The organism is Ruegeria sp. HKCCA6707, from assembly GCF_013033515.1.
GTDB lineage: Bacteria > Pseudomonadota > Alphaproteobacteria > Rhodobacterales > Rhodobacteraceae > Ruegeria.
The window spans coordinates 461,139-475,995 of record NZ_WQEG01000001.1; the positions used below are offsets into that span (position 1 = coordinate 461,139).

The 14,857-nt window shown below is 58.6% G+C and carries 15 protein-coding genes; 7 read left to right on the forward strand and 8 right to left on the reverse strand.

Features of this window, described 5'->3' with window-relative positions; all coding sequences use genetic code 11:
• Positions 1 to 39: 39 nt before the first annotated feature.
• Positions 40 to 1,302: a phosphoribosylamine--glycine ligase gene (gene purD / locus GOW40_RS02245; protein ID WP_171128918.1), complete on the reverse strand. Its 1,263-nt coding sequence runs from the start codon at positions 1,300 to 1,302 to the stop codon at positions 40 to 42.
• A 75-nt stretch (positions 1,303 to 1,377) separates the two neighbouring features.
• On the opposite strand from purD, the gene xseA reads away from it, so the two are divergent.
• Entirely contained in the window at positions 1,378 to 2,862 is a 1,485-nt protein-coding gene (gene xseA / locus GOW40_RS02250) for an exodeoxyribonuclease VII large subunit (protein WP_171230848.1), read from the forward strand.
• Between the two features lie 3 nt (positions 2,863 to 2,865).
• Positions 2,866 to 3,507: a glutathione S-transferase family protein gene (locus tag GOW40_RS02255; protein ID WP_171128914.1), complete on the forward strand. Its 642-nt coding sequence runs from the start codon at positions 2,866 to 2,868 to the stop codon at positions 3,505 to 3,507.
• Here GOW40_RS02255 and GOW40_RS02260 read toward each other — a convergent pair whose 3' ends face one another.
• Complete coding sequence (locus GOW40_RS02260) at positions 3,508 to 3,903, reverse strand: hypothetical protein (RefSeq protein ID WP_171128912.1); 396 nt, start codon at positions 3,901 to 3,903, stop codon at positions 3,508 to 3,510. It lies immediately after the preceding gene.
• A gap of 176 nt (positions 3,904 to 4,079) precedes the next feature.
• Here GOW40_RS02260 and ftsY point away from each other — a divergent pair, with 176 nt between their 5' ends.
• The 4 genes from ftsY to GOW40_RS02280 all read left to right on the forward strand — a co-directional run bounded on the left by ftsY (position 4,080) and on the right by GOW40_RS02280 (position 7,569).
• Entirely contained in the window at positions 4,080 to 5,186 is a 1,107-nt protein-coding gene (gene ftsY / locus GOW40_RS02265) for a signal recognition particle-docking protein FtsY (protein WP_171128910.1), read from the forward strand.
• An 83-nt stretch (positions 5,187 to 5,269) separates the two neighbouring features.
• A complete protein-coding gene (locus GOW40_RS02270; RefSeq protein ID WP_171128908.1) occupies positions 5,270 to 6,172 on the forward strand; it encodes an EamA family transporter in 903 nt (300 codons plus the stop codon).
• 17 nt (positions 6,173 to 6,189) lie between these two features.
• Positions 6,190 to 6,816: an inner membrane-spanning protein YciB gene (locus tag GOW40_RS02275; RefSeq protein ID WP_171128906.1), complete on the forward strand. Its 627-nt coding sequence runs from the start codon at positions 6,190 to 6,192 to the stop codon at positions 6,814 to 6,816.
• A gap of 84 nt (positions 6,817 to 6,900) precedes the next feature.
• A complete protein-coding gene (locus GOW40_RS02280) occupies positions 6,901 to 7,569 on the forward strand; it encodes a Crp/Fnr family transcriptional regulator (protein WP_171098334.1) in 669 nt (222 codons plus the stop codon).
• Positions 7,570 to 7,803: 234 nt separating this feature from the next.
• Here the strand turns inward: GOW40_RS02280 and GOW40_RS02285 are convergent, their stop codons facing one another.
• The 6 genes from GOW40_RS02285 to rpiA all read right to left on the reverse strand — a co-directional run bounded on the left by GOW40_RS02285 (position 7,804) and on the right by rpiA (position 13,987).
• Complete coding sequence (locus GOW40_RS02285) at positions 7,804 to 9,243, reverse strand: Do family serine endopeptidase (RefSeq protein ID WP_254444232.1); 1,440 nt, start codon at positions 9,241 to 9,243, stop codon at positions 7,804 to 7,806.
• A 184-nt stretch (positions 9,244 to 9,427) separates the two neighbouring features.
• Positions 9,428 to 9,622 (reverse strand): DUF2065 domain-containing protein, encoded by a 195-nt coding sequence (locus GOW40_RS02290; RefSeq protein ID WP_171098330.1) that lies wholly within the window; start codon positions 9,620 to 9,622, stop codon positions 9,428 to 9,430.
• The gene (gene hflC, locus GOW40_RS02295) at positions 9,622 to 10,500 is read right to left on the reverse strand and encodes a protease modulator HflC (RefSeq protein WP_171128905.1); all 879 of its coding nucleotides are present in this window, start codon (positions 10,498 to 10,500) and stop codon (positions 9,622 to 9,624) included. The genes GOW40_RS02290 and hflC overlap by 1 nt, the downstream gene beginning before the upstream one ends.
• Positions 10,500 to 11,645: an FtsH protease activity modulator HflK gene (hflK, locus tag GOW40_RS02300; RefSeq protein ID WP_171128903.1), complete on the reverse strand. Its 1,146-nt coding sequence runs from the start codon at positions 11,643 to 11,645 to the stop codon at positions 10,500 to 10,502. Before hflK ends, hflC begins: the two co-directional genes overlap by 1 nt.
• A gap of 72 nt (positions 11,646 to 11,717) precedes the next feature.
• Complete coding sequence (gene gor / locus GOW40_RS02305) at positions 11,718 to 13,076, reverse strand: glutathione-disulfide reductase (protein WP_171128900.1); 1,359 nt, start codon at positions 13,074 to 13,076, stop codon at positions 11,718 to 11,720.
• A 125-nt stretch (positions 13,077 to 13,201) separates the two neighbouring features.
• Positions 13,202 to 13,987 (reverse strand): ribose-5-phosphate isomerase RpiA, encoded by a 786-nt coding sequence (rpiA, locus tag GOW40_RS02310; protein ID WP_171128899.1) that lies wholly within the window; start codon positions 13,985 to 13,987, stop codon positions 13,202 to 13,204.
• Positions 13,988 to 14,154: 167 nt separating this feature from the next.
• Between rpiA and GOW40_RS02315 the strand changes: the two genes are divergently transcribed.
• The gene (locus GOW40_RS02315) at positions 14,155 to 14,856 is read left to right on the forward strand and encodes a glutathione S-transferase family protein (protein ID WP_171128897.1); all 702 of its coding nucleotides are present in this window, start codon (positions 14,155 to 14,157) and stop codon (positions 14,854 to 14,856) included.
• The last annotated feature ends 1 nt before the right edge of the window (position 14,857 follow it).

Below are 14,857 nucleotides of genomic sequence, written 5' to 3' on the forward strand. Positions count from 1 at the left end.
TTCCTATAGAATCAAGTCGGGCGCAGCCCGGCTATTGGATCACAGCGCACGCCAGCCGATATCGCGGCGGAAAAACCCGTCTGGCCAGTCGATATCGTCCACCATCGCATAGGCCCGATCCCGCGCCTCTTGCAGCGTGTCGCCGCGCGCCGTGACGTTCAAAACCCGTCCTCCTGCGGCCACGATCTTGCCGTCCGCGTCTTTTGTACCGGCGTGAAACACCATGTTCATGCTGTCTTCACCCAGACCCTCCAACCCGTTGATCACTGTGCCCTTTTCATAGGACCCGGGATAACCCTTGGCGGCCACAACCACGGTCATGGCATGATCGTCTGCCCAGTTTACACGCGCTTCCGACAAGCGCCCTTCAGCAGCGGCATGCATCAGATCCAACACCTGAGCGCCCAAACGCATCATAAGCACCTGACATTCCGGGTCGCCAAAGCGCACATTGTATTCCACCAGACGCGACTGACGGTCCTTGATCATCAGACCGGCATAGAGAACCCCCTGAAACGGTGTACCTCGGCGCGCCATTTCGGCCATGGTCGGGCGCACGATCTGGTCCATGGCGCGGGCCTCGACCTCGGGGCTCAAAACCGGTGCGGGTGAATAAGCGCCCATACCACCGGTGTTCAGACCGGTATCGCCCTCGCCCACCCGCTTATGATCCTGCGCAGTGCCGATGGACAGGATATCCTCGCCATCACAGAGCACGAACAAAGACGCTTCTTCACCCTCCATGAACTCCTCGATGACCACTTCGGCCCCTGCACCGCCAAAGGCCCCTCCGAACATATCATCAATGGCGTCCAAAGCAGTCTGCTCATCCATGGCAACGATCACGCCCTTGCCTGCAGCCAGCCCATCGGCCTTGACCACAATCGGAGCACCCTGCTGGCGGATATAGGTTTTCGCAGGCTCAGCCTCGGTAAACCGCGCATACCCTGCGGTGGGTGCGCCGGATGCATCACAGACCTCTTTGGTGAAGCTCTTTGAGGCCTCCAACCGCGCGGCCTCTGCCGAAGGGCCAAACACCAGCACGCCTGCGTCGCGCAAACGATCCGCAACCCCAGCGGCCAAAGGCGCCTCAGGCCCGACGATCACGAAATCAATTGCATTCTCTTCGGCAAAGCTGACAACCGCACCACCATCTTCGATGTCCAGCGCCGCACAATCCGCGATCTGCGCGATCCCGGCATTGCCCGGAGCCACGATCAGACGGTCGCATTTGGGGTTTTGCATCACCGCCCAGGCCAGGCTGTGTTCGCGCCCGCCGCTGCCGAGAATGAGGATATTCATGAATGCGCTCCGATCTGCTTGGCCTTGCCTGCGCGGCGTTCTAAGCTGGGTCAGCATTTGACACAAGGCGCTGAAATGTCCGACCTGCTTGATGACCCGCTTCCCGGCCAAAATACACCCGAATACAGTGTCTCTGACATCTCAGGCGAGGTAAAACGCACACTCGAGGGCACTTTCGGACGAATCCGCGTGCGTGGTGAGGTCGGGCGCGTGTTCAAGGCGCGCTCAGGGCATTTGTATTACGACATCAAGGATGATCGGAACGTGCTGGCCTGCACTACGTGGAAGGGTCAGATCTCGGGCTTGTCTGTGGTGCCGGAAGAAGGGCTGGAGGTTGTCGTAACAGGCCGCCTTACCGCTTTTGGGGCCCAGTCAAAATACAACATGAACGTTGATGAGGTTGCCGTAGCCGGCCAAGGCGCGCTGATGGCCTTGCTGGAAAAGCGCAAGAAGCAGCTTGAGTCAGAAGGTCTGTTCGCAGCCGAGCGCAAGAAAACCCTGCCCTACCTGCCGCAGATCATTGGTGTGGTGACCTCGCCTTCGGGCGCCGTGATCCGTGATATTTTGCACCGCTTGCGCGACCGCTTCCCGCGCAAGGTGCTGATCTGGCCCGTGGCTGTTCAAGGCGCGAACTGCGCCCCTGAAGTTGCCCGCGCCATTGACGGTTTCAACAAACTGACGCCGGGAGGCGCATTGCCGCGCCCTGATCTGATCATCGTGGCCCGCGGGGGCGGTTCCATCGAAGACCTTTGGGGTTTCAACGAAGAGGTCGTCGCCCGCGCCGCCGCGGCCTCGGATATCCCGTTGATCTCGGCCGTTGGGCACGAGACGGATACAACGCTGATCGACTATGTCTCAGACCAGCGCGCGCCTACACCCACAGCCGCCGCCGAACTGGCGGTGCCGGTAAGGCTCGAATTGTTGGCCTGGACGGGCGAACAAGGCGCCCGCCTGTCGCGGGCCGCTACCGATGCGGTGCAACGCCGGGCTCAGCGATTGCGCGACCTCTCCCGCGCCTTGCCGCGCCCAGACGGCTTGTTGAACACCCCGCGCCAAAGGCTTGATCTGATTGCAGATCGCCTGACCCCAGCCCTGGATCGCGGCGTGCAGAACCGACGTTTGCAAATGGTTAAGCTCTCGGCCCATCTGCGGCCCGCAACCCTGCGCAATCTGGTAACGACGCGCCAAGATGCGCTTCGCAATGTCTCGTCGCGCCTGTCGCTGCGCCCGATCCAACGCGACATCGGCCAGCAAAAAGACAACCTGACCCGCCTGACTGACCGGATGAACACGGCGCAAGCCACAAGGCTGGAGCGCCTTCGCCAACAGCTTCAGGCCACCGACCGCCTGCGCGAAACGCTCAGCTACAAGGCAACGCTCGAACGTGGATACGCGGTGGTTCGCGCTGAGGGCGGTGTGGTGACGACCAAGGCCCAAGCGTCGAAACAAAGCACGCTTGAGATCGAATTCGCTGACGGCATTCTCAGCACAGGCACTGCTGCAAAACCCGCGCCCAAGAAACCCAAACCTGACGCGCCTGATCAGGGCAGCCTGTTCTAAGCGATGCTTACGATCTGGGGGCGGAAAACATCGTCAAACGTGCAGGCCCTGATGTGGTGCGTGGGCGAGTTGGGACTGCCCTATCACAGGCATGATCTGGGGCATCATTTTGGCGGGTTGGATACGCCCGAGTTTCTGGCGCTCAATCCCAATGGAACCATCCCGGTTCTGCAGGACGATGACGGGCCCGTTCTTTGGGAAACCGGTGCAATCTTGCGATATCTCGCCAGCGTCCATGCTCAGGACAGCTTTTGGCCGACGGATAACGCGCGCCGCGCCCAGATCGACAAATGGGCCGAATGGGCCAAGCTGAATGTGGCAATGGCGTTCACTGTCCCTGTCTTTTGGCACGTTGTGCGTACACCGCCTGATCAGCAAGACGCTCTGGCCCTTACCCAAGCCCTTCGCGACCTGCACGACAAACTGGCTATTGCCGATGCACAGCTTGCACAAAACAAGTGGTTGGCGGGTGAGGAATTTTCGCTTTCCGACATACAGTTAGGTCACGTTCTTTACCGGTATTACGATATCGACATCCCGCGCCCGCCACTCACCAATCTGCAAGCCTACTATCGCCGCCTCACCAAAAGGCGCGCCTATCAAACCCATGTCATGCTTGACTATGACGAACTGCGCGCGCGCTGATCAAACGCCCACCTCGGGACCAAGGCAGACCATTTCTTCCCCGATATCTTCGGCCTCATAAAGCTCGGTAGCCTGCGGATCGCCTTCAAACTGCGCCAGCAACCCGCGCCCGGTTTCGGTGAACACCCAGCATTGCGGGTCCGAGCGGTCTTCATAGACAAAGCAGATTTGGCCTTGTCGCTCATACCAGATGCCTTCTTTGCACTGTCCGTCCAGAAACGACCAGATCACACGGCGGTTCGGCAAATAGCGTTCGACCCCATAGATCTGACCTTCAAACCCATAGAAAAGCGTCTTGCCCTGAGTATAGGCGTCAAACTCATCCGCGCTCAGCGGTGATTGGGCCGCAGCGGTCTGGGCGCAAATCAGCGCGGGAATCACTATACGTTTCAACATGCCTCCATCTTGGCAGAGCTAGCGCCGCCGCGCCATTCACGCTTGAGGCAAAACAGAACCCGATTTGTCCGACCACCTGCCCCACAGTTGTCGGGCATCCAATTGCATGCACCGGACCCTTTGCAACTGCTGCAAATCCGCATTAGGTGAGGGGAACACCTGCGGAGACTTGATAGATGGCATTTTTCTCAAAGCTGAAGGACAAGCTGTTCAAATCCTCATCCCGCCTGGAAGAGGGTCTGGATGCGATCGTCGAAGACGGCGGTGAGGAAACAGCCCCCGCGCCTGCAGAAACCGTCGAAGTCGCCCCGGTCGCGCCACAACCGCAGTCCACACCCGCCACCGCGCCTGATCCGGAACCCCAAGCTGCCGCCGAGGAACCAGCCGAGGAACCAAAGGGGTTGCTCAGCCGTCTGTTCTCCAAATCCGATGACCGCGCCGTTGTCCGACGCACATTGGATGACGATATGCTGGAACAGCTCGAAGAGCTTCTGATTGCGTCGGATATGGGCGTCGACACCGCTCTGCGCGTCACTGCCAACATGGCCGAAGGCCGCTTTGGCCGCAAACTCTCGACTCAGGAAATCAAACAATTGCTGGCGCAGGAAGTGGCTCGGGTGATGGAGCCTGTGGCCAAACCGATGCCGCTTTACCCCAAGCGGCCCCAGGTGGTTCTGGTTGTGGGCGTCAATGGATCAGGCAAAACCACCACCATCGGCAAACTCGCCAGTCAGTTCAAAGCGGCTGGTAAAAAGGTCGTAATTGCCGCCGGTGACACGTTCCGTGCCGCCGCTGTCGAACAGCTTCAGGTTTGGGGCGATCGGGCTGGTGTGCCTGTCCTGACCGCACCCGAGGGCTCGGACCCGGCCAGCCTTGCGTTTGACGCCCTGACGCGGGCGCAGAACGAAGGCGCGGATCTCTTGATGATCGATACCGCCGGCCGCCTGCAAAACCGCGCCGACCTGATGGAGGAACTGGCCAAAATCGTCCGCGTCATCCGCAAGGTCGACGAAACGGCCCCGCACAATACGCTGCTGGTCCTGGATGCAACCACCGGCCAGAACGCGCTTAGCCAGGTCGAGACCTTTCAGAAGCTGGCTGATGTCTCGGGCCTTGTGATGACCAAGCTTGACGGCACCGCCAAAGGCGGCGTTCTGGTGGCGCTGGCTGACAAGTTCGGCCTGCCGATCCACGCCATCGGTGTCGGCGAACAGATCGATGATCTGGCCCCCTTCGATCCCGAAGAGTTCGCCGCCGCCCTCACCGGCCTCGCCCAGGGCTGATCCGCCCCTTCATCTGGCCCCAAAATCCTCCGGGGGTCTGGGGATGGAAAACCCCCGGCCTCTCTCCCAGCGAAAGCCCTGATTTGAGCGATTGGCTAATCTCCCTCGAAGGTACCGAAGCGGGCCATCATCTGGCCCTTGCACTGGCACTCAGCGCCGCCTTCCTGCATGCCGCTTTTGGCGCGCTGCAAAAAGGCCGCCACGACCCCTGGTTGTCGCGTGGCGCGATTGACGCCTGTTATGGGCTCATGGCAGCACCGTTTGCTTTTTTCGTGGTCCCTTGGCCCGAGCCCTATATGTGGCCGATCTTCGCTTTGGTCTGGCTGATCCATATCGCCTACAAAACTCTACAGGCACTGGCCTATACCAAGGGCTCCTATACGGTTGTCTACCCGGTGGTGCGCGGCACCGGGCCGCTGTTCACCGTCTTTGGTGCCTATCTTCTGTTTGGCGAGACCTTCAACGTTACCCAATGGCTGGGTGTCGCCACATTGATGGCGGGCATCTTCGGCCTGGCCGCGTATAACCTGCGTTATCTCGAAACGGACAGGGATACACTTGGCATCGCTCTGGTTCTTGCGGTGATCACCGGGCTGTTTGTGGCGCTTTACACCACCTATGACGCCTATGGCATTCGCGCGACAGCCGATCCCTTCACATTTCTGGCCTGGTTTTTCATGATCGACGGCGCGGCGATGCCGGTCTATGCCGCGCTCCGGTGGCGCGCCATGGTCAACCGCCCGGCCCTGGGTCCTCTTATGCTGCGCGGGTTGGTCGGAGGGATCATCGCCCCGCTCTCTTTCGGTTCGATCATGTTGGCCACACGTCTCGACAAAGTGGGTGAAGCCGCCATCCTGCGCGAAACCTCAACCGTCTTTGCCGCCTTGATCGGATGGCTGGTTCTGAAAGAAACCGTTGGACCACGACGGATCGCCTTGATGGCATTGATTGCACTTGGCGCCGTAATAGTTGAAATGGGCGGGTAAGCAGCAGGAAGGCTCAGATGACCGACAAGAAAGACATCAACCCGCTTCTGAAACAGGTGCTGGAACTTGGGCCGCCACTGGCCTTTTTCTTCATCTACCTGCGCCTGCGCGACGATAGTTTCATGATCGGCGGCACCGAGTATTCCGGCTTTATCGTCGCCACGATCCTCTTTGTCCCCCTCATGCTGGCGGCGATGGGTGTATTGTGGTTCCTGACGGGCAAGCTCAGCCGCATGCAGATCTTCACTGCGTTCATGGTGCTGTTCTTTGGCGGACTGACCGCATGGTTCAATGACGAACGCTTCTTCAAGATGAAAACAACGCTCGTCTATGGCTTTTTCGCGCTGATCCTCGGCATTGGTCTGCTGCAGAAAAAATCGTATCTGGCCTATGTGCTAGAAGACATGCTGCCGATGAAACACGAAGGCTGGATGATCCTGACCCGCCGCCTCTGCGCCTGTTTTGCCGTCTTGGCAGTCGCCAATGAGTTCGTCTGGCGGACGATGTCCACCGACCTATGGGTCAAAATCGAAACCTTCGGCTTCCCGATCGCGTTGATGGCTTTCCTGATGCTGCAGTTCAGTATGCTGCAGCGGTTCATGGATGACCCGGACGCTGAGAAAGCACCACCGCGCAGCGAGTAGCCGCGACAAATTCCTTGGCTTGGCGTCAAAGCTGTGGAAGGTTGAAGCACCACTGCCACCACTCAATCGGAGAATAGAGCGCCAATGATGGCCTTTCCCAACAGCGGCTTCCTGTCCGAAGCGTCAGAGGAACTGCGCGAGATGCTGACCGCGCAGGCAAAAGAAGTGTCCTTGGATCGCGGGGATATCCTGTTTGAACAGGGCGATGAAGGGGATGCGCTTTATGCTATACTGGACGGCACATTAGAGGTTTCGTTCCTTTCCATGAGTGGGCGAAAACTGTCTCTCAGCCTGATGCGTCCGGGCGAAGTTTTCGGCGAGATTGCCCTGTTTGACCAAGGCCCGCGCACTGCGACCGTCGCTGCTGCCGAACCATCGCGCGTGTTGCGCGTGTTTCATCGCGATGTCATGGCTCAGATCCGGCAAGAACCTGACCTTGCCGTCGATATGATCCGACTGGCCGGAGCGCGGATGCGCCATATGGGGTTGCAGTTGAACGAACAGGTATTCTTGCCCATGCCCATCCGGTTGGCGCGGAAACTGTTGTATCTGGCCAACCAGCAGGACGATCCAAACGACCGCATCACCATGTCGCAAAGCGAATTGGCCGAATTTGTCGGGGCCACACGAGAAGCCGTTTCAAAAACGATCTCGACCTGGAAACGCAAGGATATGGTCGAGGCGACTCGCGGCGGCGTTCAGATCCATGATTTCGAAGCTCTGCGCGAATTGGCCGAGTCGGATCTGATGTAGCTTTTCAGCTTATGTGAACTTGTTCACAGACTGGACAAAGTTCTGGGTTTAGCCGTTGTTTTGTTACCGTAGGAGGCTGATTTATCATCCCCGATATCTGTCCATCGGCCTCTCCCTGTACCAGAGCCATATGCCTTCCCCGGCATATGGCTTCTTTTTTGCGTGCGCGTTGAGAAAAAGAAAAGGCCGAGGACCATAGCCCCCGGCCTTGATACATTTTCAGTTTAGAGAGCGTCAGCTTGAAAGGCTCAGCGCGACAAAGCGCGGCTCACCGCCCCGCCGTACGAGCAAGAGCAGCGACTTGCGCCCCGCCTCGGTGGCTTCTTCCATGCGTGTTTCGAGGTCGGAAACCGAAGTGACCTTTTGCTGGCCTGCTTCTGTGATCAAATCCCCTGCCCGCAAGCCCTTGGAGTACGCCTCGGACGCTTCGTCTACATCCGTGACAACCAAGCCATCGGCATCAGCGGCCAGACCAAGCTCTTCCCGCAGAGTGTCCGTCAGCGGAGAAATCGTCAGGCCCAGGAATTCGCTGTTTGCGCCTTCCTCTTCCTCAACTGCGGGCGCCTCTGCGGTTTCGGCACGTTCTGCGTCTTCCCGGCGTCCCAGCACCACCAGAACGGTTTGCGTGCCACCGTCACGATGGACCACAACACGAACCGACTTCCCGACTGTGGTCTCACCGACCTGACGGACCAACCCACGGGTGTCTTCCACTTCGACACCGTCAAAGCTAAGAATCACATCACCAGCCAGCAGGCCCGCCTCCTTAGCAGGGCCATCCGGAACATCACTGATCAGCGCACCGCCGGGTTTTTCCAGGCCCATCGCCTCGGCCATGTCTTCGGTGACGTCCTGAATGCGCACGCCCAGCCAGCCACGACGGGTTTCACCGAACTCACGCAGTTGATCAACGACCTTGATCACAACGTTCGACGCCATCGAAAAGCCGATCCCGATCGATCCGCCATTGGGCGACAGAATCGCGGTGTTCACACCGATCACCTCGCCGCTCATGTTAAACAACGGCCCACCCGAGTTGCCTCGGTTAATTGCAGCATCGGTCTGGATGTAGTCGTCATAAGATCCGCTGAGCGCACGATTGCGTGCCGAAACGATGCCAGCCGAGACCGAAAAGCCTTGCCCCAACGGGTTGCCCATCGCGACGACCCAATCGCCTACGCGCGCGGTGTCACTGTCACCGAACTGCACATATTGCAGCGGGCCCGAGGCCTCTACCTTCAACAGCGCGATATCCGTTTTTTCATCGGTGCCCACAACTTTGGCCACCAACTCCTTGACCGGTTGGCCATCGCCCGGGAAAAACTCGATCAGGATCTCATCGGCTTCGGCAATAACGTGATTATTGGTAACGATATAACCATCTTCCGAGATCACGAATCCTGACCCCAGCGCATTGCTGCGCCGTGGGCGGTCGCTGTCGCCACCTCCGTTGCGGTCTTGAAATTCACGGAAGAAATCTTCGAACGGAGAGCCTTCGGGGACGATACCTTGCGGGCCAGCCTGCCCTTCGATCAAGGTGCTTGTGGTGATGTTGACCACCGCCGGGCTGATCTGTTCTGCCAATGGCGCCAGGCTTTCCCCCCGCGCATGCGCGGCCAGAGATTGCGCCATCACCAGCAGGATCGTAGCAAATCCCAACCATACCAACCGCATTTTCGTGACCATTTCGTCAGATCGTACCGCAAGACTGCGCGCATGTGCCTGCACCTGGGATCTCCTTATACCAACCCTAAATGTCCGCGTTTCGCGGCATGTGTTGGGAAACAATGTAGTCAGTTTGATCACGCCCGCAACTCGGGATCGCAGGGAATTCACTCAGCCGTGAAATTCCGACAGGTCAAAACCCGAACTGATAGGCGCCCCAAAGCAGGATCAGGCCTGAAACAACACATAAAAGTCCCATCAGGCGGCGTGCTTGTTCCGGAACCGAACGCAGCGCTTCTAACATGCGTTCGATAAGCGAAGGGGCCAGCGCATAGGCCAGCCCCTCGACAATCAGCACCAGCCCGAAAGCCAGCAGGATCATACCCATTACTGCGAGGCCTGCCCGGTCGGAGACTTCAGATAATTGAAGAACTCGGAATCTGGGCTCAGGACCATCGAGCTGTTGCCCCCTTGAAGGGCGCGCTCATAGGCAGACAAGGACCGATAGAACTCGAAGAATTCTGGATCCTGACCGAAAGCTTCGGCAAAGATCGCGTTGCGTTCGGCGTCCGCCTCACCGCGAATGATCTCGGCCTCACGGTTCGCATCGGACACCAGTTCCACCACGGTACGGTCGGCCTGTGCGCGCACACGTTGCGCGGCTTCGTTACCACGGGCGCGCTCGTCCGTTGCCTCACGCTCACGTTCCGCCTTCATCCGGTCGAATGTGGCTTCAAGGTTGGCTTGTGGCAGGTCGGTTGCTTTCAAACGCACGTCGATCACGTTCACGCCCAGCGCCCGCGCTTCGGCAATCGCACTGTTGCGGATCCGCAGCATCAGGGCCGCACGATCCGAGCTGAGGATATCGCGGGACGAGACCGAACCCAGAACTTCGCGGGTTTCGGCGCGCAGAATGCGGTCAAGCCGGTCTTCGGCAACGGGTATGCCACCAACACCAACCGCTTGCCGGAACTGTTCCAGATCCGAAATCCGGTAGCGCGCGAATGCATCCACCACGAGACGGCGGTCATCCAGAGGTGTCACCTCCAAAGGTTGCACGTCAATCGACAAAATGCGGTCGTCATAGCGAACTACTTCCTGAATAAGCGGGATCTTGAACGCAAGACCCGGCTCTTCTTTAACCGCGACAACACGACCGAATTGAAGAACCAGCGCACGCTCGCGTTCGTCCACGATAAAGATCGAAGACAGAAGACCGACGATCAGAACAACAATGACGGGAAGAATGAGAGTAGACTTACGCATCAGTTATTCTCCTGACCGGAATTGCGGCGCAGTTCGTTCAGCGGCAGATAGGGTACAACACCCTGGCTTTGGCCGCCCGAGCTTTCGTCAAGTATGATTTTGTCGACGTCACCCAACACCTGTTCCATCCGTTCCAGATACAAGCGCTTGCGCGTCACATCGGGCGCTTTGGTATACTCTTCCAAAACCGCGCTGAAACGGCTGGCTTCACCCTGCGCGCTGTTGATCTGCTGCGCACGATAGGCTTCGGCCTCTTCCAACACCTGCGCGGCTTCACCACGGGCTTCAGCCAAAACGCGGTTGGCATAGGCATCGGCCACGTTCTGCAACCTGTCGCGTTCCTGAGCGGCAGCTTGAACGTCACGGAAGGCGGCGATCACGTCCTGCGGCGGGTCTGCTTTGTCAAAGTTCACACGGACGATATTCACACCGGAATCATAGCTGTCCATGGTGGCTTGAATCAGTTCCTGCAAACGCTCGGCGATCACACCACGATCCCGGTTCAGGATCGGGGCCAGTTCGCTTTGCGCGATAATCTCACGCATGGCCGATTCAGACACCGCGCGGATTGTCTGGCGCGGATCACGCAAGTTGAACAAGAACTTGGCGGGATCGTTGATGTTCCACACCACTTGATAGTCGATATCGACCACATTCTCGTCGCCGGTCAACATCAAGCCGTCGTCACGTCCGGTTGACCCGCCCATATCTTCGTTCTGTTCGCGCGTGACCGGGATCACTTCGGCGGTGATAAAGGGCCATGGGGCAAAGTTCAGGCCTGGGTTTCCAACCGCATAGAACTCGCCCAGAAACAGCTCGACCGACTGTTCTTCTGGCTTGACCGTGTAAAAACTGGCCAGCCCCCACAGCACAGCGGCTGCAACAGCGCCGATGGCAATCGTGCTTTTGGTAAAGGCCGGACCACCGCCGCCAGACCCTTTGCCGCCGCCGCCACGGCCCGAACCACCGCGTCCGCCCATCAGCACGCGCAGCTGTTCCTGACCTTTTTTCATGAGCTCATCGATCTCGGGGATCTGCGGGCCATCGCCTTCGGGCGGGCGTTGCCCGTTCCCGTTGTTACCCCGATTTCCTCCGCCGCCCGAGGAGCCTCCGCCCCCCCAGGGGCCGCCGCTGTTGCCCGCCATATGTATCATTTCCTTTGTTTAGCCCCGTGTGATCACGGAATTACTTGTAACTTGTGTGCGTCCGGTTGCAAATCAAGCCGTGCGCACAGGTTGCCGCATAGTGACCAGTTCTTCGGCCATGACCGGATGAACTGCAACCGTGCGGTCAAAATCCTCTTTGGTGGCGCCCATCTTGATGGCAATGCCGGCCAGCTGGATCATCTCCCCTGCGCCCGGGGCCACAATATGGCAGCCCAGAACCTTGCGGGTTGCCTTGCTGACCAGCAATTTCATCAAAACACGCTGGGTACCGCCCGCAAACGATTTTTGCATCGGCTTGAACGAGGTCGCATAGACCTCGATCGGTTCCTGCGCGGCCGCCTCTTCCTCGCTGAGCCCCACTGTGCCCATTTCAGGCTGGGTGAAGATCGCGGTTGGGATCAGCTCGTGGTCCACAGGCGTCGGGTTGCCTTTGAAGACGGTTTCGACAAAGGCCATCCCTTCGCGGATGGCAACGGGGGTCAGGTTGACCCGATCCGTCACGTCACCAATTGCATAGATCGACGGTACGGCAGTCTGGCTGTATGCGTCCACGACGATCTCACCCTTACGGCCGCGTTCGACGCCCAAAGCTTCCAGCCCAAGGTTGTCAGCATTGGGTGCGCGGCCGGTGGCGTACATGACGACGTCAAACCGGTCCTCGGTCCCGTCAGTGGCCTTTACGCGGATCTGATCGCCATCTTTGGTCATCTCAAGCACATTCGTGCCCAGACGCACATCGATCCCGTTCTGGCGCATTTCCTCACAGACCAACCCACGCGCCTCGTCATCAAATCCACGCAAGATCTGCGCACCGCGGTAAAACTGGGTGGTTTTGACACCCAACCCGTTCATGATCCCGGCAAATTCACTGGCGATATAGCCGCCGCCGACAATCAGGATGCTGTCTGGGAGCTTGTCCAGATGAAAAATCTCATTTGACGTGATCGCCAGATCCGAGCCCGGAAAGTCTGGCACAACCGGACGCCCACCCGTGGCAATCAAAATATGCTTGGCGGTCTTGCGGGTGCCATCGGCCAGTTCAACTGTATGCGCATCCACCAGATGCGCGCGCTGGTCAAAGCTCTCGACACCGTTGTTTTTCAGGATATTGCGGTAAACGCCTTCCAGCCGGTCCAGCTCGGCCACCAATTTGCCGTGAAACGTATCCCAGTTGAACGCACCGGGCTGAATATCCCAGCCAAACGCCTGCGCGTCACCGACCATGCCGGAAAACTCGCTGGCAAACACCATCAGCTTTTTCGGCACGCAACCCCGGATTACGCAGGTACCGCCATAGCGATCTTCCTCGGCCAAAGCCACCTTTGCACCGGTCTCTCCTGCCGCGACACGCGCCGCACGGACCCCACCCGAGCCTCCACCGATGACAAAAAGATCATAGTCAAAGCTCATGCTGGGTTCCTTCTATCAGCTTGCCAAATACCGCAGGATATCTGGGCGTTATTTCCGGCCTGCCAACCCCTTGGCGCAAGAAAAGCGATTTTGCGTTCGATCTGTACCATCTCGGCCCGTGGGACTCAGTCCATCTCGTCCGAGAAGACGTTTTCTGTATTGTCTTGCGGCTGATCGGTCTGGACCGTGCCCGCATTGATATCGCGCAGCTCGACCCGGCCATCGCCAAAGCCGATCACGACCTTGTCACAGATATCGATGAACAACCCGTTCTCGACCACGCCCGGGATCTGGTTCAGGACCAATGCCATTTGCCGGACATTGCCGATCCGCTTGAGGTGCAGATCCAGAATATGGTTGCCTTCGTCGGTGACACGCGGAACTTCACCTGCCATGCGCAAGGTGACAGAAGTACCCAGCACATCCATTGCATCCAACGCTTCTTCGATCAGCGTACGCGTCGTTTGCCAGCCAAAAGGGATAACCTCAACGGGCAAGGGAAAGGCACCCAGATTCTCAACCTCTTTTCCGGCATCAGCAATCACAACCATCTGGTCGCTTGCCGTTGCAACGATCTTTTCATGTAACAAAGCCGCGCCGCCGCCTTTGATCAGGTTCAGTTCGTCATCGAACTCGTCAGCGCCGTCGATTGCCAAATCCAGCCAACGCGCCTGATCCAGTGAGACCACCTCAATCCCCACTTCGCGCGCCAATTGAGCTGTGGCACTTGAGGTCGGGACCGCCTTGATCTTCAAGCCACCCTGCCGAACCCGTTCGCCCAGGCGCCGCACCAGCCATTCGGCGGTCGAGCCCGTTCCCAAACCCACGCGCATTCCGTCTTCGACAAGTTCTGCAGCACGGTAAGCTGCAACCCGTTTGGCCCGTTCGATCGGTGTCATTTCTCCTACCATGAAAGCTTTCCTACACCCTCGTGCGAGGCTTATACGGAATGACCCCGACAACTGCGAGGGGCAATTCACGAAAACAAAGGATTGAAGGTGGAATTTGCTGCGCGTTTCCGATAGGAAACGTCGCATTCGAACCTTCCGACTCGAGCCCATCGCCGTAGACAGGACTTATGCAAACGCCTTACGTGCTTCACTATGCTCCTGACAACGCTTCGCTGGTCGTCCGCTTGGCGCTGGACGAGATGGGCCAACGCTATCAGACAAAGCTGGTAGACCGGCGTGAAAAGGCGCAGGACAGTTCGGCCTATCGCGCGTTGAACCCCAACGGGTTGATCCCGGTTCTGGAAACGCCCCAGGGTCCGATCTTTGAAACCGCCGCCATTTTACTATGGCTTGCAGACACGCACCAACAACTTGCCCCTGCCCCTGACAGCGCCGAGCGCGCGAATTTTCTGAAATGGCTGTTTTTTGCATCGAACACGCTGCACGCGGATCTGCGGATCCTGTTCTATACTGAAAAGTACATAGCCTCCGGACAGGCCGAGACCCTGCGCACCGGAATTCGTCCACGGTTGAGAACCCATCTGCAGAACCTGGAGGCAGAAGCCGCGAGATCCCCGCGCTGGTTGCAGCCCGATCACCCCTCGGTCTTGACCTACTATCTGGCCGCGATGATGCGGTGGATGCAACTTTATCCGACGCAAGCTGACAAAAGTTGGTTTCAGTTGGCCGACACGCCCCATCTGCATCACATACTGACACGTCTTGAATCCCGCCCCGCGACGCAGACTGCGATTGTTGCAGAAGGTCTGGGGCCAAACCCGTTTACCTCACCGATCCTCCCCAACCCGCCTGAAGGCTCTGCTCTCTGAT

Coding starts and splice junctions, on each gene's coding strand:
- hflK (WP_171128903.1), bottom strand. CDS start 11,645: ATGGCGGGCAACAGCGGCGGCCCCTGGGGGGGCGGAGGCTCCTCGGGC.
- purD (WP_171128918.1), bottom strand. CDS start 1,302: ATGAATATCCTCATTCTCGGCAGCGGCGGGCGCGAACACAGCCTGGCC.
- xseA (WP_171230848.1), top strand. CDS start 1,378: ATGTCCGACCTGCTTGATGACCCGCTTCCCGGCCAAAATACACCCGAA.
- GOW40_RS02280 (WP_171098334.1), top strand. CDS start 6,901: ATGATGGCCTTTCCCAACAGCGGCTTCCTGTCCGAAGCGTCAGAGGAA.
- GOW40_RS02290 (WP_171098330.1), bottom strand. CDS start 9,622: ATGGGTATGATCCTGCTGGCTTTCGGGCTGGTGCTGATTGTCGAGGGG.
- GOW40_RS02315 (WP_171128897.1), top strand. CDS start 14,155: ATGCAAACGCCTTACGTGCTTCACTATGCTCCTGACAACGCTTCGCTG.
- GOW40_RS02285 (WP_254444232.1), bottom strand. CDS start 9,243: ATGCGGTTGGTATGGTTGGGATTTGCTACGATCCTGCTGGTGATGGCG.
- GOW40_RS02260 (WP_171128912.1), bottom strand. CDS start 3,903: ATGTTGAAACGTATAGTGATTCCCGCGCTGATTTGCGCCCAGACCGCT.
- gor (WP_171128900.1), bottom strand. CDS start 13,076: ATGAGCTTTGACTATGATCTTTTTGTCATCGGTGGAGGCTCGGGTGGG.
- ftsY (WP_171128910.1), top strand. CDS start 4,080: ATGGCATTTTTCTCAAAGCTGAAGGACAAGCTGTTCAAATCCTCATCC.
- hflC (WP_171128905.1), bottom strand. CDS start 10,500: ATGCGTAAGTCTACTCTCATTCTTCCCGTCATTGTTGTTCTGATCGTC.
- GOW40_RS02275 (WP_171128906.1), top strand. CDS start 6,190: ATGACCGACAAGAAAGACATCAACCCGCTTCTGAAACAGGTGCTGGAA.
- GOW40_RS02255 (WP_171128914.1), top strand. CDS start 2,866: ATGCTTACGATCTGGGGGCGGAAAACATCGTCAAACGTGCAGGCCCTG.
- rpiA (WP_171128899.1), bottom strand. CDS start 13,987: ATGGTAGGAGAAATGACACCGATCGAACGGGCCAAACGGGTTGCAGCT.